The organism is Streptomyces macrosporus, from assembly GCF_039533145.1.
In the GTDB taxonomy this organism is placed as follows: Bacteria; Actinomycetota; Actinomycetes; order Streptomycetales; family Streptomycetaceae; genus Streptomyces; species Streptomyces macrosporus.
In genome coordinates, this window is record NZ_BAAASZ010000023.1 from 35,837 (window position 1) to 60,449 (window position 24,613).

A 24,613-nucleotide genomic window follows, 5' to 3' on the forward strand; every position below is an offset into this window, starting at 1 on the left:
GGCACATCCTCATACGGAACCCCCTGCCGCGTCACCGTGGGGACGGCCTCCGCCGCCGGCTCACGCGGTGGGCGCGGGCGGCAGCAGGGGCCCGCACGTCCACTGCTGGAAGATCAACCGCGTCTCGACCCGGGCCACCTCCCGGCGCGAGGTGAACTCGTCCAGCACCAGACGCTGGAGGTCGGCGGTGCCGGCGACCGCCACGTGGACGAGGTAGTCGTCGGGACCGGTCAGGTGGAACAGCGCCCGGGACTCGGGCAGGGCCCGCACGCGGTCCACGAACGGACCGATCAACTCCCTTCTGTGGGGCCGGACTTGGACCGAAAGAAGGGCTTCCAGGGGCCTCCCGACTTTGGCCGGATCTATACGCAGTGCGTGACCGAGGATTACCCCGCTGCGACGGAGTCGTGATACGCGGTCCAGACATGTCGAGGGGGCGACGCCGACGGCCGCGGCGAGGTCGCGGTAGGTGGTCCGGGCGTCGTTCTGCAGGAGGCGCAGAATCTCCAGATCGACCGGATCGAGAGCGACGGAATCGGGCATTCGCCGAACGTAGCACGGCGTGTTGCCGCTACACGCCGGTAGCTGTTCAGCATCGTTCCATGCCTCAGGACAGCATGGACACGACACCCGCGACACCACCCCGCTCGCCGGACACCGAGGCCGTGCACGCCGGCCGCGAGGACCTCGCCGCCCTCGGCCTGCACGTCGCCCCCCTGGACCTGTCCACCACCTATCCGTCCCCCGACAGCCGTGCCGAGGCCGCCCGGCTGGACGAGTTCGCCGCCACCGGCGCCCGGCTGGAGGGGCCGCCGGTCTACGCCCGGCTCGACAACCCCACCGTGGCGCGCTTCGAGACGGCCCTGGCCAGGCTGGAAAGGACCGAGGCGGCCGTCGCCTTCGCCAGCGGAATGGCCGCCCTGAGCGCCGTGCTGCTGGAGAGGGCCTCGCGGGGCCTGCGGCACGTCGTGGCGGTGCGCCCCCTGTACGGGTGCAGCGACCACCTGCTCACCAGCGGGCTGCTGGGCACCGAGACGACCTGGACGGACCCGGCCGGAATCGCCGACGCCATCCGACCCGACACCGGACTGGTGATGGTGGAGACGCCGGCCAACCCCACCCTGGCCGAAATGGACCTGGCGGCCGTCGCGCACTCCTGCGGCTCCGTGCCGCTGCTGGTCGACAACACCTTCGCCACCCCCGTCCTGCAACGCCCGGTCGAGCACGGCGCCCGGATCGTGCTGCACAGCGCCACCAAGTACCTCGGCGGCCACGGGGACGTCCTCGGCGGTGTCGTCGCCTGCGACGAGGAGACGGCCCGGGGGCTGCGGCGGATCCGCTTCGCCACCGGCGGCGTCCTCCACCCGCTCGCCGGCTACCTGCTGCTGCGCGGACTGGCCACCCTGCCGGTGCGGGTGCGGGCGCAGTCGGCCACGGCCGCCGAACTGGCCCGGCGCCTGGCGGCCGACCCGCGCGTCGCCCGCGTCCACTACCCGAGGCTGGGCGGCGCCATGGTCTCCTTCGAGGTGCACGGGGACCCCCACTCGGTGATCGCCGGCGTCCGGCTGATCACCCCGGCGGTCAGCCTCGGCAGTGTGGACACCCTCATCCAGCACCCCGGCTCCATCAGCCACCGCATCATCGGCGAAACCCACCGGCGCACCGGTGGGATCGGGGAGAAGCTGCTGCGGATGTCGGTCGGCCTGGAGGACGTCGAGGACCTGTGGCGCGACCTGGACGCCGCCCTCGACGCCTCCTCGGACGCGGCGTCGAGGGCGGCCTCCAACGGCGCCGAGGGCGGTGTCACGGGGCTCGGCGACCGCTCGTCCGCTCCGCCGCGGCGGGAACCGGAGCGAGCCGGGCGGTGATCACCAGGGTGCCCTCCTCGACCTGGTAGTCCAGCGGCAGGCCCAGGCCGCGCATCGCCGACACCATGCCGGTGTTGTGCGCCTGCGTCACGGCGTAGACGTGCTCGCAGCCCGCGTCGGCGGCCATGTCCACCAGGCGGTGCAGCAGCTCGGTGCCGATGCCGCGGCGCTGCCAGACGTCCTCGACGAGGAGGGCCACCTCGGTCTCGTCGCCGTCCCACATCAGATGGCCGAGCGCCACCAGCTTTCCCGTGGCCGTCTCGGCCGCCAGGGTGCGGCCGAAGCGCGGGCCGAGCAGGTGGTCCAGGTAGCGGTCGGCGTCCTTCACCGGACCGTGGTAGCGGGCCGACAGCGTCCGCGTCGAGCACCGCCGGTGCATCGCCTTGGCGGCCTCCAGGTCGCGGGTGTCCGCCCGCCGCACGGTGATCTCGTTCCCCTCCGGGAGCGTGAGCGTCTCGCGGCGGCGCGGCATCCTCGTCCCCGTGCCCCCGCCGGAGGAGACCGTGGTCGGCTGGGCGTCCAACCGGGCGTCCAGCTCCACCAGGGCGCGTGCCCGGGCGAACTCGGTGGGGGTGAAGGGCAGGTGGGGGCGCTCGACGACGAGTGCCCCGCCGTGCGGGTCGCGCAGCCGCATGACCGTCTCCTCCAACACGCCGTCCTCCGGCACCGGATCGCCGTCCACCCGCTCCCCGGGCAGGCGCGCGGGCACCCAGCGGATCGTGCAGCGACCCAGCAACTGCCGGAGCGCCAAGGGCAGTTCGGCGGTGTCCAGGGCGGTGCGGGTGGCCAGGCCCAGCACCCGGGTGGGGACGTCCACCAGGTCGTGGGCGTCGGCCCGCTCCAGCCAGGTGTCCCGGCCGCCCGCCGCGGCCGCCGCCCGGGTCAGCTCCTCGGCCTCCAGCGATCCGGGTGCCCGCAGCAGGAACTCGTCCACCGTCACCTCGCCCAGCGGGTGGGTCTGGAGGCCGATGACGTCCACCCGGTGCTTCGCCAGCGCGCCGCACAGCGCGGCGAGCGAACCGGGCCGCTCCCGCACGGTGGTGCGCAGCCGCCACAGCGCCGACCGCTCCTCCTCGGGGCGCGCGTCGGCCGCGCCGGTCCCCGCCGCCTCGTGCGCCTCCCGACCGCCGTGATCACCGGGTTCGGGGTCGGGCGGCGGGTGGGGACGGCGCCGTGCCCACCACGTGTGGATGCCGGCCGTGGCCAGCAGGGCGGCGGCCGACAGGATCAGCAGGACGGGACCGTCCGGTCCGTGCACCACCGTCTTCGCGACGCTGTCCGCCACGGTCACGGCGGTGAACAGGGCGGCCAACTCGACCAGATCGTGTCGCCAGTGGCGGGGGCCGTGGGCCCCGCGGCGGCGAACGGTGCGGACGTCTGCGCGGCGTGCGGAGGATTCGGTCATGCCGTCACTCTCGCCGACCGGTGTTGCCTGATCACGAACGAACTGTGACCGATGGGTTAAGGGCCTTCTGGGACTGTTGCCCTTTTTGCCGAGATTTTGCCGTCGCCCTGTCGCCGTTCCACCGCCGTCATCGGACGAGTCGCCGCAGCGTCACCCCGCACCAACGGGCGTACAGCCGCTGGAACAGCGGGACGAGCGGGCCGGCGGCCCGCGTCCACCACAGCGCGGGACGGCTGAACGCCCGCACCTCCAGCCACACCGTCCCGTCCTCCGTCCGCGTCACGACGAACGCCTCCTCGCCGCGCTCCGGGTGCCCCGGCAGTGTGCCGTAGCCGAAGCCGGCCCGCCGCTCGCCGTTCTCGGACCACACCACCCGGCACGGGGCGCGCAGCCGCAGCCGGCCGACACCCAGGCCCACCACCACCCGCACGCCGGGGTCGGCGCGCGGCGCGTCGGCGGTGATCTCCACCCCCATGGCCCGGTGCATCCGCCAGGACAGCACGGCGTCGGCGGCGGCCTCGAAGACCCCGGGGCCCGAACCGAGGCGGGTGCGGACCCGCAGCCGGCCGAAGCCGGGCGGGAAGCGTCCCTCGCGGGTCGCCCCCACCTCGGCGTACGTCGGACCGGCCGCGGGACCGCCAGTGGAATCGTCCATGGGCGCAGCGTAGGCGCCCCGGGCGCTACTGCCCCACCAGGCCGGGCCGCAGCGTCTTCGTGAACAGCACCGCGCCGCCCTCCTCGCGCAGCCGCACCGTCAGCTCGCCGCTGTCGCCGTCGATGTCCACCTGGCCGTAGAACTGGTAGCCCTCGCTCGGCGAGACGTTCCCCCGCTCCGGCGCCTTGACGAAGACCCGCTCGGGACCGAACGTGCCGTCCAGGGCGGAGGCCGGGAAGGCGCCCGCGTTCAGCGGCCCCGTGACGAACTCCCAGAACGGGGCGAAGTCGTCGAACGCCGCCCGCTCCGGGGCGTAGTGCTGGGCCGAGGTGTGGTGCACGTCGGCGGTCAGCCACACCGTGCCCGTGATCCGCCGGTGCTTGACGAACCGCAGCAACTCGGCGATCTGCAACTCCCGTCCCAGCGGCGCGCCCGGGTCGCCCTGGGCCACCGCCTCCACGTTGGTGCCGTCGGGGACGATCAGGCCCAGCGGCATGTCCGAGGCGATCACCTTCCACACCGCGCGCGAACGCGTCAACTCCCGCTTCAGCCAAGCGAGTTGCTCGGCGCCCAGCACGCCCCGCGGGTCGGAGGTCTCCAGACCGGGGGAGTTGGCGCCCCGGTGGGTGCGCATGTCCAGCACGAAGACGTCCAGCAGCGGACCGTGGTGCACCACCCGGTAGATCCGCCCCTCGCCGTCCCGCCGCGGGGAGGAGAGGGGGAAGTACTCGCCGAACGCCTGCCGCGCCCGCGCCGCCAGCACGTCCACGCGCCGCTCGGTGTAGCGCGCGTCGGTCAGGATCTCGCCCGGATACCAGTTGTTGACCACCTCGTGGTCGTCCCACTGCACGATCGAGGGCACCTGGGCGTTGAAGCGGCGCAGGGACTCGGCCAGCAGGTTGTAGCGGAAGTTGCCCCGGTACTCCGCGAGGGTCTCGGCGACCTTCGCCTTCTCCTCGGTGACGACGTTGCGCCAGACCCCGCCGCCCGGCAGCGCGACGGTCTCCGTCAGCGGCCCGTCGGCGTAGACGGTGTCCCCGCTGAAGAGGAAGAAGTCCGGGTCCAGCCGGGCCATCTCGTCGAAGATCGGGTAGCCGCCCCGGTCGGGGTTGATGCCCCAGCCCTGTCCCGCCAGGTCACCGGACCAGACGAACCGCACCCCGTCCCGGCGCCGCTCCGGGGCCGTGCGGAAGGTGCCGTACACCGGCTCGCCCGTGCGTCGCGGGTCGTCCGGGTCGGCCAGCACCACCCGGTAGTGCACCTGCCGGCCGGGCGGCAGCCCGCGCAGCGGCGTCGTCCCGGTGAAGTCGGTGCCGGGACCGAGGAGCGGGCCGCGCACGCGCCGGGGGTTGCGGAAGGACTCCGTGGCGGAGGTCTCCACCCACATCCGGGCCGGGCGGTCCGAGCGCACCCACACCAGGGCGGAGCCGGCCGTCACGTCCCCCGCCTGCACGCCCCACGCGGCCCGGGGTCGTCCCGACAACACCTGCGCGGGCGCGGCGCCCGTCCGCACGGGCGTGCCCACCGCCGTACCCGCCGTCAGGCCCGGCAGCGCCAGCGCCGCCGAGGCGGCCAGCGAGCCGCGCAGGACGGCGCGCCGTCCGGGCGCCGGGTGTGCGGACGCGTCTCCTCGTGTCATGGACGAACCTCCTGGAGTTCGGATGGAGCCGGTCGTACGGCCGCTCATGGTGATCGCGCGAGGAGAACACCGGGAGACCTCCCCGTCGCGTGGACACCTGTTCCAGGTAAACGCCGCGGTGCCCCGCCGTACACCCGTCCGGCGCTCCGCGACGCGACGTACGGGGACGGTGAGGAGCGTGATGCCGGCTCGGTGGCGGGCGGAGAGCGACGTGAAAATGACAACTTCATTTGCCGCTCGAACAGTAAGTCGCTTCTGCGGGCAGAATCGATCAGATGTACCCGAAACGGGTGACATGTTGCGTAACCTCGTCGCCACTTCCGCACCACCGGTGGGGGCGTCCGCACGCTGCGCAGGAGGGGAGACGCGTGCCCGGAATCGACGAGTGCCTGCTCGAAGCCATGACACTGCCCGGCGCCCGGGGTGCCGCCGTGGTCGACTGGACCAGTGGGCTCGCGCTCGGAGCGGTCGGCGACCCGGCGGGCGGCGACCACGAGACCACCGCGGCCGAGACGGCGGAACTCGCGCGGATGGCCGCCGAGCACACCGCGTTCGCCGCGCCCGGGGCGGCCGGCCGCGGGGAGCCGGGCAAGGGCGATCCCGTCGAGGACCTCATCGTCACCACCCGCACCGGCTACCACCTGCTGCGCTTCGTCGAGCGGGTCTTCGACGCCGGCCTCTTCGTCCACCTGTGGCTCGACCGGGACGACGGCAACCTCGCCCTCGCCCGCATCCGGCTGCGGCACCTCGCCGAACGGCTGGTGCTCGCGTGAGCGCCGCCCTCTCCCCGATGCCGGGACACCCGGCGGCCGAGCGGGCCACCGGAGCGCTGCTGCGGGTCCGCGGAACGCTCTACCTCCGCGACGGCGAGGTCGTGTACGCCGAGAGCCCCGTCGCCCCGGGCATCGACACCCTGCTCACCCGCGGCGGCCGGCTCCCCGTCGAGGGCCGGCGGGAGGCCGTGGACCGGGCGGGCGCCCACCGCCGGGTCGGCCGCTTCCTGGTCGACAGCGGCCGGTTGACCCGCGGCGAGCCGGAGGTCTGCCACCTGGGCGCGCTGTACGACGCGGCCTTCTTCGCCCTGGCCCCCGGCAGCGGCCCCGCCCGCTTCCACAGCGGCGTCGCCCGCCGGCCGGGGCCCGTCCGCCCCGTGCGCGTGGGGGGCCCTGCAACGGGAGATCCTGCGCCGTGGACGGCTGTTGGAGGAGCTGTGGCCACACCCGCGGGTCGACACCGCTCCGGTGGTCCGGCGGGCGGGAGGCGGCACCACGGCACCGACCCGCAGGCAGCGGGCCGTCCTGGAGTCGGCGGACGGCGTGCGCACCCCCGCCGACATCGCCCGCCGGCTCGGCCGTCCGGCCTTCCACGTGCTGATCGACGTGCGGAGGCCGGCCGCCGCCGGACACATCGAGACGCCTCCGGCGCCCGAGCCGCCGAGGCCGTCCCGCGCGTCCGACCGGAACCCGGAGGCGTTCGCCGGTCCGGACGCCGATCCGGACGTCGTCCTGCTGCGCCGGATCCGCGGCGCCCTGGAGGCACGCCTGTGACGCCCCCGGCCGACCACCCCGACCGCGACGTGTCCGAACTCCCCGGCGTTCCGTCGTGATGCGCGCCCTGAAGCAGCTCTCCGGCAGGAGCCGGCGGACCGCGAACCCCGGAGTGCTCGACGAACTGCGCCTGCTGCGGGCCCGCGTCCCCCACCTGACGGGCGCCGTCGCGATCGGCGTCGACGGCGCCCCGCTGGCCCAGGACGCCCCCGGCGTGGAGGCCGAGACCCTGGCGGCGCTCACCGCGGCCGTCCTCGTGGGCGCCCTGCGGCTCGTGGACAACGCCGACCGGGGGCGGTTCCGCGAACTGCTGGTGCGGGGGGAGAGGGGTTACGTCGCCGCCTACGCGGCGGGCCCCGCGGCCGTCCTGGTCGTCCTGGCGGAACCGCACGCCAACGTGGGCCGGATCCACCTGGAGGCCCGTCGGGCCGGCGCACGCATCGCAGACCTGGTCGACGGCGCGGCGGAACCGCCGAAGGACGCCTGAGCCGCGCCACGACCACCTCACGGCACGGGCACACCATGCCCGGAACCGACCGAGAAGTTCTGACAAGTATCGAAAAGTGCACGTATGTGCGCGGAGAGAGGAAGTGCGACAGCCATGGCCAACGTCGAAACCGCCCTGAAGGAAGCGATGACCTCCATCGAGGGCGCCCTCGGAGTCGCCCTCGTCGACTACACCAGCGGCATGGCCCTGGGCACCATCGGCGGAGGCAAGGAACTCGACCTCAACGTGGCCGCCGCGGGCAACACGGACGTGGTCCGCGCCAAGGCGCGGACCATGGAGATGCTCGGGCTGAAGGACGAGATCGAGGACATCCTGATCACCCTCGGCGGGCAGTACCACCTGATCCGGCTGCTGAGGGGACGGGGCAACAGCGGCCTCTTCCTCTACCTCGCCCTGGACAAGGCGCGGGCGAACCTGGCGATGGCCCGGCACCAACTGCGCAGGATCGAGGACGGGTTGGAGGTCTGACCCTTCGGCGTCCCGGCACACGCCCGGATCGGACGCGCGGCGCGTCCGATCCGGGCGCGTCACGCGTCCGGATCGGACGTGTCGGCCGCCGGCCGGCCGACGGTGTCCAGGACGACCCGCGCCACCAGCGCCGGATCGTCGTTCATCGGCACGTGCCCGCAACCGGGCAGCCGCACCAGCCGGGCACCGGGGATCGCCTGCTTGGCCCGGACGCCCTGTTGGCGCGGCAGCAGTCGGTCGCGGGTGCCCCAGGCGATGGTGACGGGGATGTCCGGGACGTCCGCGGTGCGCGCCTCGTCCTCCGTGGGGCCGGCCGTCAGCGTCGCCTCCAGCGTCGCCTCGAAGCCGGGCGCCTCGCGCAGCGCGCGGGTCTCGGCGGCCACCGCCCGGGGCGAACGGCGTCCGGGGCGGGCGTAGACGGTGCCGGTCAGCGCGGCCCGGCCGATCGCGCTGCGGGCCATCTGCTCGACCACCGGCTGGGGCAGCAGCCGGGCCCCCGCCCGCATCCCGGTCAGGACGGCGAAGGCGTAGCGCCGTTCGAGCTCGGTCCAGAAACCGGCGGGGGAGAAGGCCGTCACGGAGCGGGCGTCTCCACGACGCCCCAGTTCCAGGGCGAGCAGCCCGCCGAACGAGTTGCCCACCACGTGCGGGCGGTCCAGGCGCAGTTCGGCGAAGAGGGCCGCCAGCATCGGGGCCAGCGTGGTCGGGTCGTGCGGCAGGCCGTCCGGCAGCGCGGGCGATTCGCCGAAGCCGGGCAGATCCAGGGCGACGACCTCGTGCGAGGCCGCCAGGATGCCGGTCACGGGCTCCCACGCCTGCCGGTGGTGGCCGATGCCGTGCAACAGGACCACGGGCTCTCCGGAGCCGTGCCGCTCGTACGCGACCGTGAACGCCGGACGGTCCGAGGGCTCGACGCGGACGAAGGAGGCCGGTGGTGTCATGGAACCCTCCTGGAGACATCGGACGGGTGGCCACACATGCGTGGACACCATGTCAGCAGCCGGCCGTCCGGGGAAGAGCGGGGGCCCCGTCACCCGGCCGCGTCTGGACACATCCGGTCACGTCGGATGGGATGGTCCCGTGGTGAACGACAGCGCGACCGGCGCGGCGTCCGGCACGGGGTCCGACGGCGTCGACGTCTTCGAGGAGCACCGGCCGGTCCTGCTCGGGGTGGCCTACCGCATGCTGGGCCGGGTGACCGACGCCGAGGACGTGGTGCAGGAGGCGTGGCTGCGCTGGTCGGCGGCCGATCGCGCGGCCGTCCGCGAGCCCCGCGCCTATCTGGTGCGGACCACCACCCGCCTGGCCGTCGACCGCCTGCGCCGGATCCGTTCCCGACGCGAGGCGTACGTCGGGCCGTGGCTGCCCGAGCCGCTGGTCACCGACTACGGACACACCGTCGCGGACGGGGCGGAGCGGGTGATGCTCTCCGAGTCCGTCTCCATGGCCGTGCTGGTCGTCCTGGAGTCGCTCTCCCCCTTGGAGAGGGCGGTGTTCGTCCTGCGCGAGGCGTTCGGCCTGCCCTACGGCGAGATCGCCGAGACCCTGGACCGCGGGGAGGCCGCCGTACGGCAACTCGCCGCCCGCGCCCGCCGACACGTCGCCGAACGCACCCCGCGCTTCGAGGTCGACCCGGAGCAGCGGCGGAAACTGACCGAGCGCTTTCTCGCCGCCGCCACCGAGGGCGACCTGGACGGTCTGCTCGCCGTCCTCGCTCCCGACGCCCGGCTGGTCGGCGACGGAGGGGGCAGGGCCAAGGCGCCGCTGCGGACCATCACGGGCGCCGACAAGGTGGCCCGCTTCCTGGCCGCGATCTCGCGGACCCCGATCCCCGATCCGGAGATCGCCCCGCTCGAACTCAACGGCGGGCCGGCCCTGCTGGCCACCTCCGGGGGACGTCCGTTCGCCGTCTTCGCCCTGGACGTGGCCGACGGGCTCGTCCGTTCCGTCTACATCGTCTCCAACCCGGAGAAGCTGGCCCACCTCGCGCGGTGACGGGCGACGGGCGGCCCGTCCCGGCACCGCCCGTCACATGAAGTTCCGGGTGTGCAGCGCGGACAGCTCGGCCGCCTCGTCCGGAGGGAACCCGAGGTGGACCAGGCGGCGCTGCCTGCCCTCGTCCATCTCGCCCTGGAGCCTCACGACCGCGTCGTGACCGCGCGCCACGGCCCGAGGGGTCCACTCCCCGGCGGCCAGGACCACCAGCGAGTCGAAGACGTCCTGGTTCAGCCCGGCGGTGTCCACGAGCACGTCGTGTCGGCGCTCGACGGCGGAGCGGAGCCGGGCGCGGAAGGCGGGATCGAGGGTGGCCCGGTGGTGGAGGTGGGCGACCCCGAAGGCCACGTGGCGAGCCTCGTCGCGCCGCGCCAGACCGGTGATCCGGCGGGTGACCGGATCCGGGGCGTGCCGCTCCAGAAAGCCCAGGAGGTTCAGGAAGCTCCCCTCGCCGAGGACCGACAGCAGGAACGAGGCCAGGGAGAAGTCCGCCTCGGTGAGCAGGGTGCCCAGCGACTGCCGCCCCCCGGCGGAGGAGGTGCCCATCCCACCGCCCTTGAGGAGGGCGCGGCGGGTGAAGACCTCCATGTGCCGGGCCTCGTCGGCGGCCTGGACGGCCAGCAGCTGGAGGACCTCCCGGAAGTGCGGATGGATCCGGGCCAGCAGCCGGGCCGGCACGACGAGGGCGGCCTGCTCGTTCTCCACCAGATAGGTCATCACCTGGAGGACGGCCCGCTCGATCTCCTCGGGCAGGACGAAGGGCGTGTCCCAGTCGACCGCCGAGGCCGGATCCCACTGCTCCGCGGCGGCGCGGGCGTAGAGGGCGGGCGCGACGTCCGCCCAGACGTGGTCCCGGTCCGCCAGGTCGAAGGGGCCTTCCGGGCCGCCGCTCTCGACGAGCGCGCCGCGCGCCGCCAGCCCCCAGGCGGGCGAGGGCCTCGCCAGGACCCTGCCCGGCCCGGCGTCCCCCGCCCGCTCGGCGTCCGACCACCGGTCGAGGTCGGAGCGGCCCCGTACGACCCACTCCCGCACCCCGTGCTCACCGGGCTCCGGAGTCCGCACCCGGTGGCCGTGCTCGCGGCACCACGCCCTCAGGTGGACGGAGAGCGCCGGATCGCTTCCCGCCACCCCGAGTTCCTCGCCCGGCCGCAGTCCGCGCAGCGCGTGCTGCACCAGCAGGTGGGCGCCCCGCTCGAAGCCCAGCGGCCCCAACCGGAGGACGGGGGGATCCGGGCCGGTCACGGCTCGTACTCCTCGGCGGTGATCCTCCCGGCGGAGTCGTAGAAACCCGCCTCGTCGACCGCGGCCTCCAGCAGCGCGTAGCCGGTGGTGCGTCCCGGCCGCCACTCCGTCAACCCTTCGAGGTCGAGCAGCGGACGCGCCTCGGGATCCGCGGGGGACATGGACAGCAGCAGTCTCGCGAACTCCTCGACGAGCTCTTCGGGGGCGGTGTCGACCACCGTCATGTTGCAGTGGTCGTAGGGCGCCGACTGCGCCAGCACCCTGGTGCCGCCCGGCGGGATCGTCCCCTCCCGGCCGAACAGCAGGTGGTCGGCGTCGAGGACGCACGCCGCGTCCACCTCGCCCGCCAGCAGGGCGCGCACCGCCTCCCGCTCCCCGCCGACGTGGTCGCCGTGGAGCCCGGTGCCGATGTCGAACCGGCGCACCGCGACGTCCTCCCCCGGACGCAGGCCGGCCCGGCGCAGCAGGGAGAGCGGCAGGAGGGTGGCCTGCGGAGAGTCGACCGCGCCGACGGCCACCGTGCCGTCCTTCAGGTCCAGCGGCTCGGTGTGGGGCGAGTCGTGCCGGACGAGGACGACGGAGGCGAGGTCGAGATCGGTGTCCCTCATCACCAGCGGGTGGACCCGCCGCCCCCCGGCCCGCGCCATGCGACGGGCCCGCACCCAGGCCAGCGGCGAGTTCCAGGCGGCGTGCAACCGCCCCTCCAGCAGATCCTCGACCTGGCGCTCGTAGGCGGAGTACAGGACGAAGTCGAAGGGAAGCCCCCGGGCGCGCAGCCAGGCGCGGAACCCCGTCCAGATGGTCACGGTCTTCGGGTCGTAGGCCACCGCGCCCATCAGCAGCGTCATGCCCGGACCTCCTCGGCGGGACGGGCCGGCTCGTCGAACAGGGGGAGGCCGAGGTCGACCCGGCCGGCGAAGTCGTGGAGCGCCTCGGTCGTCGGTGCCATCACGCGTGCCGCCATCGAGTCCCTGAAGCGGCGCTCCACCCCCAGCTCCCGCCGGAAGGCGGCACCGCCGCACAGGCGCATCGCGCCGTCGGTCACCTCGCAGGCCGCCTCGGCGGCCACGGCCTTCGCCTGGAGGACCCGCAGCGTGGCGTCCGTACGGCCCGTCTCCAGCGCGTCGAGGGTGTCCGCCAGGAAGGCGCGCACCCCGTCCACCCGTGTGCGCAGCTCGGCGTACCGCGTCCGCCGGTCCGCCTGCCGGGCCAGTGATCGGTCCAGGTGCTCCAGCCTGGTGGCGATCAGATGGGTCCTGGCCCGCTCCAGCGCCGAGGCCATCAGCCCCAGGGAGACCGCCGCGTTGAGCACCAGGAAGGCCGGCAGCGCCGTCGCCAGGGCGAGGTCCAGCCCGGCGCCGTCGGCGCCCAGCATCGCGCCGCGCGGAACCCGCACCCCCCTGGCCGAGACGGGGCTGGAGGCGTTGCCCCGCAGCCCCAGCCCGTCGAACCCCCCGATCACGCGCAGGCCCTCGGCCGTGCTCGGCACCAGCCACAGCGTCATGGGTCCCTCAGCCGCGAGGGGACGGCTGGACCACACGTAGCTGTCGGCCTCGCCGGCGGAGGTGACCCAGCTCTTGTCGGCGTCCAGGACGACGGCCGCACCGTCCCGGTCGTCCTGGCGCGCGGTGCCGACCGGGGCCCAGAAGTGGCTGCGGGACCCCTTCTCGGAGAAGGCCAGGGTGGTCAGGTGCTCGCCCCGGGCGATCGCCCGGCGCACCTCGTCGGGGCCGTGGGCCTCGATCAGCGTGGTGGCCGCGTAGTGCATCGTCACGACCATGGCGGTCGATCCGCAGCCCGCGGCCAGCCGCTCCACCACGTGCGCCGCGGCGGACAGGCCCCGACCTCGCCCGCCGACCTCGGTGGCGCTGATCAGCCCGAGCAGGCCCGCCCGGGCCAGAGCGTCGATGCCGGCCCGGGGGAAGCGCCCCAGCCGGTCGACGTCGGCCGCCAGAGGAGAGACGGTGCCGTCGACGACCGAGCGCACCGCCTCGACGGGGTCGGTCGAAACCTCCGGTGCGGAACCGGGCGGCCGGGGAGGCGCCGTCACGGCGGGGCCGTCGTCGAGAGTCGGGGATGTCACGCCTGTCCACCTCGCATCGTAACCGGATGATGACTCAGAGTAGTCATCCGGGAGGTGTCGGGCAACCCCCTCCCGGCCCGTCCGTCGCGTCCTCCGGCGTCCGACCGCCCGGTGGGGGACCGGTGGGAGAGAGGGGGCGTCAGAGCCCGCCGCTCACCCGCAGCACCGCGCCCGTGGTGTACGACGCCTCCGGCGACAGCAGCCAGGCGACCGCGCCGGCCACCTCCTCCGGCTCTCCGGGACGGCCCATCGGGATGATCTCGGCCTTGCGCCACGGTCGCCGCGCGTCGCCCATCGTGGCGTGGATGTCGGTGAGGATCGTCCCGGGCTGCACGGAGTTCACCCGCACCCCGTCCGGCCCGAGCTCCTTGGCCAGGCCGACCGTCATGGCGTCCAACGCGGCCTTGGACGCGGCGTAGTGGACGTACTCGCCCGGGCTGCCGAGGGTGGCCGCGCATGAGGAGATCGTGACGATCGCTCCGCCGGCCCCGCCGTGGCGCGTGGACATCTCCAGCGCGGCCCGCCGCGCGCACAGCAGCGTTCCCGTGACGTTGACGTCCACCACCCGGCGCATCACCTCGGTGGAGGTCTCGGTGAAACGGCCCAGCGGTCCGGTGATCCCGGCGTTGAGAACGGCGCCCGTGACCGGTCCCAACCGGGCCGCCGTCTCCGCGAAGAGGGCGTCGACCTCGCTCTCCACGCTGGTGTCCAGCCGGACGGCGATCGCCTCGCGGCCCTCGGCCCGCACCGCCTCGACCGTGGCGTCGGCGGCGTCCTTCGACCGTTCGTAGCCGATGGCGACGTCGTGTCCGGCCCGCGCCAGTCGGACGGCGATCGCCGCCCCGATGCCGCGGCTGCCGCCGGTGACGACCGTGATCTGCCGTTCCGCGTCCCGCTGTGCCATGTCCGCCCTTCCGTCTCCCGGCCGACCTCGGATCGACCTGTCCGCAGCACGCTAAGGGGACCCATTGGTCTTGACCAAGAGGGTTAAGAATCCTTAAGGTTCGGCATACGCAACAACCTTTAAAAAACAAGCGCGCGTAAATCCGACGGACACGGCGACTGCGGAGGCAAGGGTGGGGACCACGCGACTGGAGACGGTGCCGGAGCCGAAGTACTGGCACCTCAAGACCGTGCTGTCGAACGCGCTCGACTCGGAGTTCGAGGTCGGGGAGGTCCTGCCGAACGAGCGCGAGCTGGCCGCGCGCTTCGGCGTCGCCCGCGCCACGCTCCGCCAGGCCCTGGAGCAGTTGGAGCTGGAGGGCCGCCTCCAGCGTCGCCGCGGGGTCGGCACCACCGTCGCCCCGCCGCGCGTCGGTGTCGAGGTGAACCCCGCCCGGCACGGCTGGCCCGGGGCGCCGGGCGACGCCTGGCAGACCGAGGGCTGCGAGGAGAGCGTGCCCCCCGCCGCGGTGGCCAGGGCGCTCGGCACGGACGCCGACCGGAAGGTGTACACCGTCCACCGCGTCCGGGTGGTCCACGGCCAGCCGGTTGCCACCGAGCTGCTCTACGTTCCGGCCGCCTCCGTGCCCGGGATGTCCGGCATAGAGACCGACGCGGGCGCCGCGCGCGGCCGGGCCGTCCTCCGCGAGCTGAACCGCCTCGAACTGGGCGGCCAGGACCGGGCCGTGGAGTTGGGCTCCGCCCGTGCCGAGGACGCCAAGCGGCTCGACCGCCTGCCCGGTTCCCCCGTCCTCGTCGTCACCACCCGCTACCTCGCCGCGGGCGGCACCGCGGCGGTCGCGGTCTCCACGTACCGCGCCGACACCTGCCGGCTGACCTTCGGGGACGCCGGCGGGGTCTCCCTGATGGCGAGCTGACGGGCCGACGGCCCCGGTGCGGGGCGCCCCGGAAAACCGGGCGCCCCCGGACGCGTCAGCGGGTGCCGGTGCCCTCCACGGTGAACAGTTCCTCCTCGACGCGGTCGAGCGCCAGCCGCAGCGCGCCGGTGGCGATGGCGTCCACCCCGAGCCGGGAGAGCTCGACCCGCGGCGGACGCAGGCAGTAGCGCTCCAACTCGCGGCGGAGCGGGTCCAGTACCCCGTCCAGCCCGGTGGCCCAACCGCCGACGACCACCAACTCGGGGTCGAGGGCCAGCACCAGCGCCGCCACGTCGTGCACCAGCCGCCGTATGAACCGGTCCACGGCCTGCCGCGCCCGCTCGTCCCCCCGGCGGGCGAGGGCGAAGACCTCCGCCACCGCCGCCTCGTCCAGCGGATGCAGGGGCTCGCCGGTCGTCGACAGCAGGTGTTCCGGGGCGGCCTCACGACCCAGCAGGTGCAGCGCGCCGATCTCCCCGGCCGCGCCGCCGAACCCCCGGTGCAACCGTCCGCCGATCAGCGAACCGGCGCCCGGGCTCAACCCCGCCAGGACGAAGACCACGTCCTGGGAACCGACGGCCGCGCCCTTCCAATGTTCGGCCAACGCGGCGGCGTTCGCGTCGTTCTCCACCAGCACCGGGCAGCGGAACGAGCGTCGCAGCCGCTCGCCCAGCGGCAATCCGGTCCACCCCGGCAGCGCGGTGCACAGCCGCACCGTGCCGTCGGCCTCCACGATCCCCGGACTGCCCACCCCCACCGCTCGCAGGGAGCCGCACGGCACCTCGCAGGCGCGCAGCAGGTCGGCGACCACGCCGCGCACCTGCTCCAGCCGCTCCTCGGCCGGAGCCCGGTCGGCCACCTCCCGCCCGGCCGCGCCCAGCCGGCGCCCGGACAGGTCGGCGAGGACCGCGGACACCCGGTGCGGACCGACCTCGATGCCGAGCAGGTGGCCGGCCTCGGCCCGGAAGCGGTAGCGGCGCGCCGGCCGGCCCTGCCGCCGGACGTCGCCGGGCCCGCAGGTCGCCTCGGCCGCCAGCCCGGCCGCCACCAACTGCTCGACCACGCCCTCGACCGTCGGACGGGACAGTTCCGTGGCCTGGGCCAGGTCGGACAGGGTCGGTGAGCCGTCGGCGGCGCGCAGAGCCCGCAGGACGACCGTGGAGTTGATCCTGCGCAGCAGGGAGGGATCCCTGCCGGTGAGCCGCCCCAACGTTCGCCTCCCGGTAGTGCACATCCGTGGCCGGATGGTATCCGGCGAGTGCCGGCACGGCGAGCGTCGGGGGAGCCCTCCGACGCCGGCCGACGCCCCGCCGGAGGACCTCCGGCGCGAGCACGGCGACCCTGGCGCGGCGGCGAGCACGGGGTGTCGCCGCCGCGGCGCCCGACCCGAGGGCGCGGCCGGCCGCCGTCAGCGCGGGCCGTCGAACGCGGCGGCCCGTAGCCGGCCGTACTCCTCGGCCATCGTCTCCAGCGTCCAGTGGGCGTTGAGCCCGCTGGGGTTGGGCAGCACCCAGACCCGGGTGTCGCCGATCGCCGCCTCCTGGGGGCCGATCCGGGCCTTCCGGTCGCCGAAGGCGGCCCGGTAGGCGGTCACCCCGACCACCGCCAGCCAGGCCGGACGCAGCCGTGCCACCTTCTCGATCAGCACGCGCCCGCCCTCGCGGTACTCCTCGGCGGTCAGCTCGTCGGCGCGGGCGGTGGGGCGGGGGGAGATGTTGGTGATGCCCAGGCCGTACGCCGGCAGTTCGTGCTGCTCCGAGGGCTTCAGCCGCCGGGGCGTGAAGCCGGAGGCGTGCAGCACCGGCCAGAAACGGTTGCCCGGGTGGGCGAAGTGGTGGCCCAGCCGAGCGGTCGTCAGCCCCGGGTTGATCCCGCAGAACAGCACGCGCAGCCCCTCGGCCACCACGTCCGGGACGGTGCGGGAGCGCAGCTCCTCCATCTCCTCGCCGGACATGCTCCTCTCGGGAGCCGTCTCCCCGGAGTTCCTCCGCACCGTCGTCGTCCTCCCGGTCCTCCCGGTCGTCGCCCTCTCCGGCGTGTTCCTCGGCGCGTTCTTCGACATGGCCCTCCCGGCGGTCGTTCCGCGGGGTTCTCCTTCCCGGGAGGGCCGTCGTCAGTCGGACGGACCGGTCAGAGGATCGCGCCGGGGGTGTAGGCGGCGGCGTCCGGGTGACGCTTGGCGATCTCCTCGATCCGGGCCACCACCGAGGCGACCTGGTCACCGGCCGCGCCGGTGAAGGACAGCCGGTCGGCCAGCAGGGCGTCGAGTTCCTCCCGGTCCAGCGGGATGCGCTCGTCGGCGGCCAGGCGGTCCAGCAGCTCGTTGCGCTCGGCGCCCTCGCGCAGCGCCAGCGCCGAGGCGACCGCGTGCTCCTTGATGGCCTCGTGGGCCGTCTCCCGGCCCACCCCGGCCCGCACCGCGCCCATCAGCACCTTGGTGGTGGCCAGGAACGGCAGGTAGCGGTCCAGCTCGCGGGCCACGACCGCCGGGAACGCGCCGAACTCGTCCAGCACCGTCAGGAAGGTCTCCAACAGGCCGTCGAGGGCGAAGAAGGCGTCGGGCAGGGCGACACGGCGCACCACCGAGCAGGAGACGTCGCCCTCGTTCCACTGGTCGCCCGCGAGCTCGCCGACCATCGAGGCGTAGCCGCGCAGGATGACGGCGAAGCCGTTGACGCGCTCGCAGGAGCGGGTGTTCATCTTGTGCGGCATCGCGGAGGAGCCGACCTGGCCCGGCTTGAAGCCCTCGGTCACCAGCTCGTGGCCGGCCATCAGCCGGATCGTCTTCGCCAGCGAGGAGGGCGCCGCGGCCAGCTGCACCAGCGTGGTCACCACCTCGTAGTCCAGCGAGCGCGGATAGACCTGGCCGACGGAGGTGAGGATGCGCCCGAAGCCGAGGTGCGCGGCGATCCGCCGCTCCAGCTCGGCCAGCTTCTCCGTGTCGCCGCCCAGCAGGTCCAGCATGTCCTGGGAGGTGCCCACCGGGCCCTTGACGCCGCGCAGGGGGTAGCGCCCCAGCAGCTCCTCCAGCCGGGCGTACGCCACCAGCAGCTCGTCGGCGGCGGTCGCGAAGCGCTTGCCCAGCGTCGTGGCCTGCGCGGCCACGTTGTGGGAGCGTCCGGCCATCACCAGCGCGGAGTGCTCGGCGGCCAGCCGGCCCAGCCGGGCCAGGGCGGCGACGGCGCGGTCGCGGACCAGCTCCAGCGACAGCCGGATCTGGAGCTGCTCGACGTTCTCGGTCAGATCCCGGGAGGTCATGCCCTTGTGGACGTGTTCGTGCCCGGCGAGGGCGTTGAACTCCTCGATCCGCGCCTTCACGTCGTGGCGGGTGACCTTCTCGCGCTCGGCGATCGAGGCCAGGTCGACGTCCTCCAGGACCCGCTCGTAGTCGGCCAGGGCCTCGTCCGGCACCGACACGCCCAGGTCCTTCTGGGCCCGCAGCACCGCCAGCCACAGACGCCTCTCCAACACCACCTTCTGCTCGGGGGACCACAGACGGGCCAGCTCGGCGGAGGCGTAGCGGTTGGCCAGGACGTTCGGGATGCGCGGCTTGTCGGTCACACCCGGGGATTCTACGGGGTGTCCTCGCAGGCGAGCGGCCCCAGGTCCGGCGCCGGGTACCTGCCCCGGTCCACGGCCGGGGCCAGGGGCGCCAGGTCGGGCCGCTTGGGCGCGCGCCCGTCGCCGGAGGAGCGTCCGGTCAGTCGCCGCCCGATCCAGGGGAGCAGGTGCCGCCGCGTGAACCGCAGGTCCTCGACGCGGCGCGCGTACCAGTGGGGCGGCACCGCGGCCGGCAGATCCTCCCGCCAGTCCGACTCGGCCGGGTACCCGAGCCGCTGCCAGACGGCCTCGGCGACCCGTCGGTGCCCCTCGGAGGTCAGGTGCAGCCGGTCCTCCGCCCACATCCGCGGGTCGCTCAGCGCGTCGCAGCCGTACAGGTCCACCACCAGCGCGCCGTACTCCTCGGCCAAGGCGTCGAGGTGCGAGAACAGGTGCTCCATCCGCGCCCGGTACCGCTCCAGGACCGGTCCGCGCCGCCCCGGACTGCGCATCAGCACCAGCCGCCCGCAGTTCGGGGCCAGCTTGGCCACGGACTGCTCCAGCAGCCCGCACACCCGGCCCATGTCGCACTTCGGGCGCAGGACGTCGTTGAGGCCGCCGACCAGCGTCACCAGGTCCGCGCCCATGGCGGCGGCGACGTCCACCTGCTCCTCGACGATCTGTCCGATCAGTTTGCCGCGCACCGCCAGGTTGGCGTACCGGAAGCCGTCGGTGCGCGCGGCGAGGCGGTCGGCGAGCAGGTCGGCCCAGCCTCGGTAGGTGCCGTCCGGCAGCAGGTCCGACATGCCCTCGGTGAACGAGTCCCCCAGGGCGACGAAACTGGTGACGACGGATGGGGCGGAAGGGGTGGGTGTGCTGTCCATGGCGGAGGTCATGGTAACCGACCGCTCGGTACGTCGCTCCGCGCGGCCCGCCCGTCGCCGTCCGTCCATCCGGCGCGGGCGGGGCCCGTTCGGTCAGCGGCCCACCAGCTCGCGCAGCACGTCCTCCATGGTGACCAGCCCGGCGACCCGGCCGTCGGAGCCGATCACCGCCGCGAGGTGGGTGCCGCTGCTGCGCATCGCGCCCAGCACGTCGTCCAGCGGCGTCGTCGCCCGCACCCGGGCGATCGGCCGCAGGGCGGAGACGGGGAACGGCATGTCGCGCGGCGAGGCGTCGAGCGCGTCCTTGACGTGCAGGTAGCCCAGCGCCCGGCCGCCGTTGTCCACCACCGGGAAGCGGGAGAAGCCGCTGCGGGCGGAGAGCTGCTCCAGACCCTCGGGGGTGATCCCGAACCGGGCGAAGACGACGCGGTGGGTGGGACGGACGACCTCGGCCACCGGGCGACGGCCCAGCTCCAGCGCGTCGCGCAGCCGCTCCGTGGAGCGCTCGTCCAGCAGTCCGGCCTCGCTGGAGTCCGCCACGAGGCGGGCCAGCTCGTCGTCGGAGTAGGTCGAGGCCACCTCGTCCTTGGGCTCCACCCGCAGCAGCTTCAGCAGGCCGTTGGCCAGGGCGTTGATGCCGAAGATCACCGGCCGCAGGGTCCTGGTGACGGCGACCAGCGGCGGCCCGAGCAGCAGCGCGGCCCGCTCGGGGGCCGCCAGCGCGATGTTCTTCGGCACCATCTCGCCGAACAGCATGTGCAGGTACGTCGCCACCCCCAGCGCGATCACGAAGGCGATCGGGTGGATCAGGCCCTCCGGAACGCCCACGAGGTGGAAGACCGGCTCCAGCAGGTGCGCGATCGCGGGCTCGGCGACCACGCCCAGCACCAGCGTGGACAGCGTGATGCCCAACTGCGCGGCGGCCATCAGCGCCGACACGTGCTCCAGACCCCACACCACGCCGCGCGCCCGTTTCTCCCCCCGCTCGGCGAGCGGCTCGATCTGGCTGCGGCGCACGGAGATCATCGCGAACTCGGCGCCCACGAAGAAGGCGTTGGCGACCAGCGTCAACAGACCGATCAGCAGTTGGACGGCGGTCACCGGCGCGTCTCCCCTTCGTCGCCGTCGTCGGTCGCGGCACCGACGACGTCGGGACCGTGGTGGCGCGCGCCGCTGTAGAGGTGGTCGGCGCCGTAGGTGTCGACCATCACCGGCGCGGGCGCGGTCAGGAGCACTTTGGCGGCCCGCCGGCCGGTCGCGTCCACGACCTCCAGGCGCCAGTCGGCGACCTCCAGGGTGTCGCCCACGACCGGAATCCGGCCCAGCTCGGTGGCGATCAGTCCGGCCAGGGTCTCGTACGGGCCTTCCGGCGCGCGCATGCCGATGTTCTCCAACTGGTCGATGCGGGCCGCGCCGTCGGCGTCGTAGAGCGTGTGGCCCTCCTCGTCCTCGCCGGCGGGGACGAGGTCGGGCGTCTGGAGCGGGTCGTGCTCGTCGCGGACCTCGCCCACGACCTCCTCGATGATGTCCTCCAGGGTGACGACACCGGCCGTGCCGCCGTACTCGTCGATCACCACCGCGATGCTGTTCTTCCCCGACAGCCGGTCCAGCAGCCGGTCCACGGTCAGCGACTCCGGCACGAGCACCGGCTCGCGCAGCAGTTCGGTGACCGGGTGGTCGGGGCGGCGGTCGGCGGGGACGGCGATCACGTCCTTGACGTGGGCGATGCCGATCACGGTGTCGAGGTTGCCGCGGTAGACCGGGAAGTGGGACAGCCCCGTCGCCCGGGAGAGGTTGACCACGTCCTCGGCGGTGGTGTGCTCCTCCAGGGCCGTCACCTGCACCCGGGGCGTCATCACGCTCTGCGCCGTCAGCTCGGAGAGCTGGATGGTGCGGACGAACAGCTCCGCGGTGTCCGCCTCCAGCGCGCCCTCCCTCGCCGAGTGGCGGGCGAGCGCCACCAGCTCCTGGGGCGAGCGGGCCGAGGCCAGCTCCTCGGTGGGCTCCAGGCCGAGCCGGTGCAGCACCCGGTTGGCGGTGTTGTTCAGATGGGTGATCAGCGGCCGGAAGGCGGCGCTGAAGACGCGCTGGGGGACGGCCACCTTGCGGGCGACCGGCAGCGGCCGGGAGATCGCCCAGTTCTTCGGCACCAGCTCGCCGACGACCATCAGCAGCACGGTGGACACCGCGGTGCCCAGCACCAGCGCCGTCGAGGACGCCGCCGAGGCGGGCAGACCGACCGCCCGCAGCGGGCCGGCGAGCAGCCGGGCGATCGAGGGCTCGGCGAGCATGCCGATGATCAGACCGGTCACGGTGATGCCGAGTTGGGCCCCGGAGAGCTGGAAGGTGAGCGACCGCACCGCCCGCAGGGCGCTGTCGGCACCCGGCTCGCCGCGTTCGACGGCCCGTTCCAGTTCGCTGCGCTCGACGGTGGTCAGCGAGAACTCCGCCGCGACGAACACGGAGCAGGCGAGTGTCAGCAGCAGGGCCAGGAGCAGGAGGAGGACTTCGGTCATCGGGTCACCCCCGTCCCATGATCGGGCAGGGCGGAGAGGTCCGCTCGGTGGTGGCTGGTTCTGCTACCAGGAGGCTCGCCCATGGGCGGACGCTCACACACCTTTCTTCCGCACGACCGGGGGGCTGTCCATCGTAGGCGAACGGCCGCGCCCCCCTCCGGCCCCCGCGGGCCGTCCCGCTCAGCCCAGCGGCTTCACCCAGCGGCTCCACCGCGGCTGCGGCGCGTAGCCCGCGGCACGCCACGCCCGGTGGGCCACCTCGTTGTCGTCGAGCACCATGGCGTCGCCACGCCGCCCGCCCAGCGCGCCGAACCGCTCCTCGGCCGCCCTCAGCAGGGCCGAGGCCACACCGCGGCGACGGTGCGCCGGATGGACCGCGAGCCGGTACAGATGGCAGCGCCAGCCGTCGAAACCGGCGATCACCGAGCCGATGACCACCGGCTCCGACCGCTCCCCGTCCCGCTCGGCCAGCAGCAGCGCGTCCGGGTCCCGCTCGATCAGCCGCGTCACGCCCGCGCGGTCGTCGCTGACGCTCGTCCCCTTGGCGGCCTCCTTCCAGAAGGCCAGGACGGCGTCGACGTCCGCCGCCGTCGCCGTGCGGATTCGGAATCCGGAACCGTTCGAAAGATCGTCCATGCGGACATCCCAGCAGCGGCCGGGTGAGGGAAGAGAAGAATTTCACCATGCGGGCATCAGCCGTTCCGCAGCTCCTCGATCACCGGGCCGAAGGCCTCCATCCACGGTTCGAGGACACAGATGTAGGTGAAGCCGTACCGCTCGCGGTGGGCGCGCACCTGCTCCGCGATCTCCTTGACACCACCGGTGAGCAGGGCAGGGTGCTCCAGGAGTTCGTCCTCCGTCACGCCCGGGGCGTACGGGGCCAGCTCGCGGGCCACCGCGCGCCGGTCCCGGGTGATCTCCACCCGCTGGACGAGGTAGTTCAGCTCCGCGGGCTCCTGCCGTCCGGCGGCGAAGCCGCGGTAGGCGGCCACCCGCTCCTCCAGCTCGACGGGGGAGATCAGGTGGAGGGTGCCGTCCGGCGCGCCGGCGGCCTGGCGCGCCCCGGTGAAGGCGGCGATGTCGGCGCGGTGGGCGGCCAGCCGCAGCACCCGATCGCCGTTGCCGCCGACCATCAGGGGCGGCCGGGGGCGCTGCTCGGGCGCCGGGACGTGCTCGGGGTCGGCCAGCAGCCGCTCCAACTCGGCGACGGTGTGCTCCAGGCGGTCCACCCGCTCGCCCGGGGACCCCCAGGGCAGCCCGGCCCGCTCGTGCTCGGAGCGCACGTACCCGGTGCCCAGGCCCACCTCCAGCCGCCCGCCGGTGAGCCGGTCGCAGGTGGCGACCTCCCGGGCCAGGAGGGTCGGGTTCCAGAAGCCCGCGTTGAGGACGAAGGTGCCCACCCGGGGGCGCTCGGTCGCCTCGGCCGCGGCGACCAGGGCCGGGAACGGCGCGGGCGCGCCCAGGTGGTCGGGCACGAGCAGCACGTCGTACCCCAGCGCCTCGGCGCGGCGGCACTTCGCGCGCCACGCGTCGCCGGAGTCGGGGGTGACCAGGTTGACGCCGAAACGGAACGGTCTGTCCATGGCTCCTCCTCGGTGTTCTCGGAACGCGCCCCGGCGCCGGCGTACCGGACACCGGCGGCGGCGTCAGTACTGCCGGACGGGGTCGAACCGCTTCATGCGCTCCAGGACGGCCTCCGCGGTGGGCTCGGGCATCTCGTCGACGATCCGCCCGTCGGCGAGGAAGAGGACCAGGTCGGCGTGGGCGGCGGCGCCGGGATCGTGGGTGACCATCACCACCGTCTGTCCCAGGTCGTCCACGGCTCGGCGCAGGAAGTCCAGCAGTTCCAGGCCGGAGCGCGAGTCGAGGTTCCCGGTCGGCTCGTCCGCGAAGACGAGTCTGGGGCGGGAGGCCAGCGCGCGGGCGCACGCCACGCGCTGCTGCTGGCCGCCGGAGAGCTGGGTGGGCCGGTGCTCCAGGCGGTCGCGGAGGCGGAGCGTGTCGATCACCGTGTCCAGCCACCGCGGGTCCGGGGCGCGGCCCGCGATGTCCATGGGCAGGGTGATGTTCTCCCGCGCGGTCAGGGTGGGCAGGAGGTTGAACGACTGGAAGACGAAACCGATCTCGTCGCGCCGCAGCCGCGTGAGCTCCCGGTCGCCGAGCCCGGTGATCTCCGTGTCGCCCACCCACACCCGCCCGCCGGTGACCGTGTCCAGGCCGGCGAGGCAGTGCATCAGCGTCGACTTGCCCGAACCGGAGGGACCCATCACCGCCGTGAACCGGCCGGTGGCGATGTCGACGTCCACCGAGTCCAGCGCCACCACGGCGGCCTCGCCGCTGCCGTACGTCTTGGTCAGCGAGCGGGCCCGGGCGGCGACCCGCCCGCCCTCCGGCACCTCGCGCGTCTTCTCCGCCTCCGTGGACACCGCACCTCCCGGTCGTC

The 24,613-nt window shown here is 74.2% G+C and carries 24 protein-coding genes and 1 pseudogene; 7 read left to right on the top strand and 18 right to left on the bottom strand.

Annotated elements, in window-relative coordinates; all coding sequences use genetic code 11:
• Positions 1 to 60 precede the first annotated feature (60 nt).
• On the bottom strand, positions 61 to 543 hold the full coding sequence (locus tag ABD335_RS15620) for an Lrp/AsnC family transcriptional regulator (protein WP_344323192.1): 483 nt from the start codon (positions 541 to 543) through the stop codon (positions 61 to 63).
• Positions 544 to 602: 59 nt separating this feature from the next.
• On the opposite strand from ABD335_RS15620, the gene ABD335_RS15625 reads away from it, so the two are divergent.
• On the top strand, positions 603 to 1,868 hold the full coding sequence (locus ABD335_RS15625) for a trans-sulfuration enzyme family protein (protein ID WP_425583650.1): 1,266 nt from the start codon (positions 603 to 605) through the stop codon (positions 1,866 to 1,868).
• Here ABD335_RS15625 and ABD335_RS15630 read toward each other — a convergent pair.
• From ABD335_RS15630 to ABD335_RS15640, 3 genes are all read right to left on the bottom strand, one after another.
• Entirely contained in the window at positions 1,804 to 3,273 is a 1,470-nt protein-coding gene (locus ABD335_RS15630) for a GNAT family N-acetyltransferase (RefSeq protein ID WP_344323194.1), read from the bottom strand. The two genes, ABD335_RS15625 and ABD335_RS15630, sit on opposite strands and share 65 nt — an antisense overlap.
• 127 nt (positions 3,274 to 3,400) lie before the next feature.
• Positions 3,401 to 3,928: a DUF1990 domain-containing protein gene (locus ABD335_RS15635; RefSeq protein WP_344323196.1), complete on the bottom strand. Its 528-nt coding sequence runs from the start codon at positions 3,926 to 3,928 to the stop codon at positions 3,401 to 3,403.
• A gap of 25 nt (positions 3,929 to 3,953) precedes the next feature.
• A complete protein-coding gene (locus ABD335_RS15640) occupies positions 3,954 to 5,567 on the bottom strand; it encodes an alkaline phosphatase D family protein (protein WP_344323198.1) in 1,614 nt (537 codons plus the stop codon).
• Between the two features lie 368 nt (positions 5,568 to 5,935).
• Between ABD335_RS15640 and ABD335_RS15645 the strand changes: the two genes are divergently transcribed.
• The 4 genes and pseudogenes from ABD335_RS15645 (at position 5,936) to ABD335_RS15660 (ending at position 8,090) form a co-directional block, all read left to right on the top strand.
• Entirely contained in the window at positions 5,936 to 6,340 is a 405-nt protein-coding gene (locus tag ABD335_RS15645) for a roadblock/LC7 domain-containing protein (protein ID WP_344323200.1), read from the top strand.
• 17 nt (positions 6,341 to 6,357) lie between these two features.
• Positions 6,358 to 7,114 (top strand): annotated as a pseudogene (locus tag ABD335_RS15650) (transcriptional regulator).
• 58 nt (positions 7,115 to 7,172) lie between these two features.
• Positions 7,173 to 7,601 carry a roadblock/LC7 domain-containing protein gene (locus ABD335_RS15655; RefSeq protein ID WP_344323202.1) on the top strand — a complete coding sequence of 143 codons (429 nt, stop codon included), beginning with the start codon at positions 7,173 to 7,175 and terminating at the stop codon, positions 7,599 to 7,601.
• A 114-nt stretch (positions 7,602 to 7,715) separates the two neighbouring features.
• The gene (locus tag ABD335_RS15660) at positions 7,716 to 8,090 is read left to right on the top strand and encodes a hypothetical protein (RefSeq protein WP_344323205.1); all 375 of its coding nucleotides are present in this window, start codon (positions 7,716 to 7,718) and stop codon (positions 8,088 to 8,090) included.
• Between the two features lie 59 nt (positions 8,091 to 8,149).
• Here the strand turns inward: ABD335_RS15660 and ABD335_RS15665 are convergent, their stop codons facing one another.
• On the bottom strand, positions 8,150 to 9,031 hold the full coding sequence (locus tag ABD335_RS15665; protein WP_344323207.1) for an alpha/beta fold hydrolase: 882 nt from the start codon (positions 9,029 to 9,031) through the stop codon (positions 8,150 to 8,152).
• A gap of 142 nt (positions 9,032 to 9,173) precedes the next feature.
• Here ABD335_RS15665 and ABD335_RS15670 point away from each other — a divergent pair, with 142 nt between their 5' ends.
• Positions 9,174 to 10,085, top strand: coding sequence for an RNA polymerase sigma-70 factor (locus ABD335_RS15670; RefSeq protein ID WP_344323209.1), 912 nt, complete (start codon positions 9,174 to 9,176; stop codon positions 10,083 to 10,085).
• A 33-nt stretch (positions 10,086 to 10,118) separates the two neighbouring features.
• Here ABD335_RS15670 and ABD335_RS15675 read toward each other — a convergent pair whose 3' ends face one another.
• From ABD335_RS15675 to ABD335_RS15690, 4 genes are all read right to left on the bottom strand, one after another.
• Positions 10,119 to 11,327 (bottom strand): ferritin-like domain-containing protein, encoded by a 1,209-nt coding sequence (locus ABD335_RS15675; RefSeq protein ID WP_344323211.1) that lies wholly within the window; start codon positions 11,325 to 11,327, stop codon positions 10,119 to 10,121.
• Positions 11,324 to 12,175, bottom strand: coding sequence for a phosphate/phosphite/phosphonate ABC transporter substrate-binding protein (locus ABD335_RS15680; protein WP_344323213.1), 852 nt, complete (start codon positions 12,173 to 12,175; stop codon positions 11,324 to 11,326). The genes ABD335_RS15675 and ABD335_RS15680 overlap by 4 nt, the downstream gene beginning before the upstream one ends.
• Entirely contained in the window at positions 12,172 to 13,410 is a 1,239-nt protein-coding gene (locus tag ABD335_RS15685) for an acyl-CoA dehydrogenase family protein (RefSeq protein ID WP_344323215.1), read from the bottom strand. The genes ABD335_RS15680 and ABD335_RS15685 overlap by 4 nt, the downstream gene beginning before the upstream one ends.
• A gap of 139 nt (positions 13,411 to 13,549) precedes the next feature.
• The gene (locus tag ABD335_RS15690) at positions 13,550 to 14,314 is read right to left on the bottom strand and encodes an SDR family oxidoreductase (RefSeq protein ID WP_344323217.1); all 765 of its coding nucleotides are present in this window, start codon (positions 14,312 to 14,314) and stop codon (positions 13,550 to 13,552) included.
• Between the two features lie 172 nt (positions 14,315 to 14,486).
• Here ABD335_RS15690 and ABD335_RS15695 point away from each other — a divergent pair, with 172 nt between their 5' ends.
• Positions 14,487 to 15,230 carry a GntR family transcriptional regulator gene (locus ABD335_RS15695; RefSeq protein ID WP_344323219.1) on the top strand — a complete coding sequence of 248 codons (744 nt, stop codon included), beginning with the start codon at positions 14,487 to 14,489 and terminating at the stop codon, positions 15,228 to 15,230.
• A gap of 55 nt (positions 15,231 to 15,285) precedes the next feature.
• On the opposite strand, the gene ABD335_RS15700 is transcribed toward ABD335_RS15695, so the two are convergent.
• From ABD335_RS15700 to ABD335_RS15740, 9 genes are all read right to left on the bottom strand, one after another.
• Complete coding sequence (locus ABD335_RS15700) at positions 15,286 to 16,440, bottom strand: ROK family protein (protein WP_344323221.1); 1,155 nt, start codon at positions 16,438 to 16,440, stop codon at positions 15,286 to 15,288.
• A 198-nt stretch (positions 16,441 to 16,638) separates the two neighbouring features.
• Positions 16,639 to 17,184: a G/U mismatch-specific DNA glycosylase gene (gene mug / locus ABD335_RS15705; protein ID WP_344323223.1), complete on the bottom strand. Its 546-nt coding sequence runs from the start codon at positions 17,182 to 17,184 to the stop codon at positions 16,639 to 16,641.
• Positions 17,185 to 17,360: 176 nt separating this feature from the next.
• Positions 17,361 to 18,791 (bottom strand): adenylosuccinate lyase, encoded by a 1,431-nt coding sequence (purB, locus tag ABD335_RS15710; protein ID WP_344323225.1) that lies wholly within the window; start codon positions 18,789 to 18,791, stop codon positions 17,361 to 17,363.
• An 11-nt stretch (positions 18,792 to 18,802) separates the two neighbouring features.
• Positions 18,803 to 19,654: an SGNH/GDSL hydrolase family protein gene (locus ABD335_RS15715; protein WP_344323227.1), complete on the bottom strand. Its 852-nt coding sequence runs from the start codon at positions 19,652 to 19,654 to the stop codon at positions 18,803 to 18,805.
• Positions 19,655 to 19,747: 93 nt separating this feature from the next.
• The gene (locus tag ABD335_RS15720; protein WP_344323229.1) at positions 19,748 to 20,755 is read right to left on the bottom strand and encodes a hemolysin family protein; all 1,008 of its coding nucleotides are present in this window, start codon (positions 20,753 to 20,755) and stop codon (positions 19,748 to 19,750) included.
• The gene (locus ABD335_RS15725; RefSeq protein ID WP_344323231.1) at positions 20,752 to 22,170 is read right to left on the bottom strand and encodes a hemolysin family protein; all 1,419 of its coding nucleotides are present in this window, start codon (positions 22,168 to 22,170) and stop codon (positions 20,752 to 20,754) included. The genes ABD335_RS15720 and ABD335_RS15725 overlap by 4 nt, the downstream gene beginning before the upstream one ends.
• Positions 22,171 to 22,350: 180 nt before the next feature.
• On the bottom strand, positions 22,351 to 22,806 hold the full coding sequence (locus ABD335_RS15730; protein WP_344323232.1) for a GNAT family N-acetyltransferase: 456 nt from the start codon (positions 22,804 to 22,806) through the stop codon (positions 22,351 to 22,353).
• A gap of 56 nt (positions 22,807 to 22,862) precedes the next feature.
• On the bottom strand, positions 22,863 to 23,753 hold the full coding sequence (locus ABD335_RS15735; RefSeq protein WP_344323234.1) for an LLM class F420-dependent oxidoreductase: 891 nt from the start codon (positions 23,751 to 23,753) through the stop codon (positions 22,863 to 22,865).
• Between the two features lie 63 nt (positions 23,754 to 23,816).
• Entirely contained in the window at positions 23,817 to 24,596 is a 780-nt protein-coding gene (locus tag ABD335_RS15740; RefSeq protein ID WP_344323236.1) for an ABC transporter ATP-binding protein, read from the bottom strand.
• Between the last annotated feature and the right edge of the window lie 17 nt (positions 24,597 to 24,613).

Coding starts and splice junctions, on each gene's coding strand:
- ABD335_RS15680 (WP_344323213.1), bottom strand. CDS start 12,175: ATGACGCTGCTGATGGGCGCGGTGGCCTACGACCCGAAGACCGTGACC.
- mug (WP_344323223.1), bottom strand. CDS start 17,184: ATGTCCGGCGAGGAGATGGAGGAGCTGCGCTCCCGCACCGTCCCGGAC.
- ABD335_RS15730 (WP_344323232.1), bottom strand. CDS start 22,806: ATGGACGATCTTTCGAACGGTTCCGGATTCCGAATCCGCACGGCGACG.
- ABD335_RS15625 (WP_425583650.1), top strand. CDS start 603: ATGCCTCAGGACAGCATGGACACGACACCCGCGACACCACCCCGCTCG.
- ABD335_RS15715 (WP_344323227.1), bottom strand. CDS start 19,654: ATGGACAGCACACCCACCCCTTCCGCCCCATCCGTCGTCACCAGTTTC.
- ABD335_RS15655 (WP_344323202.1), top strand. CDS start 7,173: ATGCGCGCCCTGAAGCAGCTCTCCGGCAGGAGCCGGCGGACCGCGAAC.
- ABD335_RS15620 (WP_344323192.1), bottom strand. CDS start 543: ATGCCCGATTCCGTCGCTCTCGATCCGGTCGATCTGGAGATTCTGCGC.
- ABD335_RS15635 (WP_344323196.1), bottom strand. CDS start 3,928: ATGGACGATTCCACTGGCGGTCCCGCGGCCGGTCCGACGTACGCCGAG.
- ABD335_RS15630 (WP_344323194.1), bottom strand. CDS start 3,273: ATGACCGAATCCTCCGCACGCCGCGCAGACGTCCGCACCGTTCGCCGC.
- ABD335_RS15640 (WP_344323198.1), bottom strand. CDS start 5,567: ATGACACGAGGAGACGCGTCCGCACACCCGGCGCCCGGACGGCGCGCC.
- ABD335_RS15665 (WP_344323207.1), bottom strand. CDS start 9,031: ATGACACCACCGGCCTCCTTCGTCCGCGTCGAGCCCTCGGACCGTCCG.
- ABD335_RS15735 (WP_344323234.1), bottom strand. CDS start 23,753: ATGGACAGACCGTTCCGTTTCGGCGTCAACCTGGTCACCCCCGACTCC.
- ABD335_RS15690 (WP_344323217.1), bottom strand. CDS start 14,314: ATGGCACAGCGGGACGCGGAACGGCAGATCACGGTCGTCACCGGCGGC.
- ABD335_RS15725 (WP_344323231.1), bottom strand. CDS start 22,170: ATGACCGAAGTCCTCCTCCTGCTCCTGGCCCTGCTGCTGACACTCGCC.
- ABD335_RS15660 (WP_344323205.1), top strand. CDS start 7,716: ATGGCCAACGTCGAAACCGCCCTGAAGGAAGCGATGACCTCCATCGAG.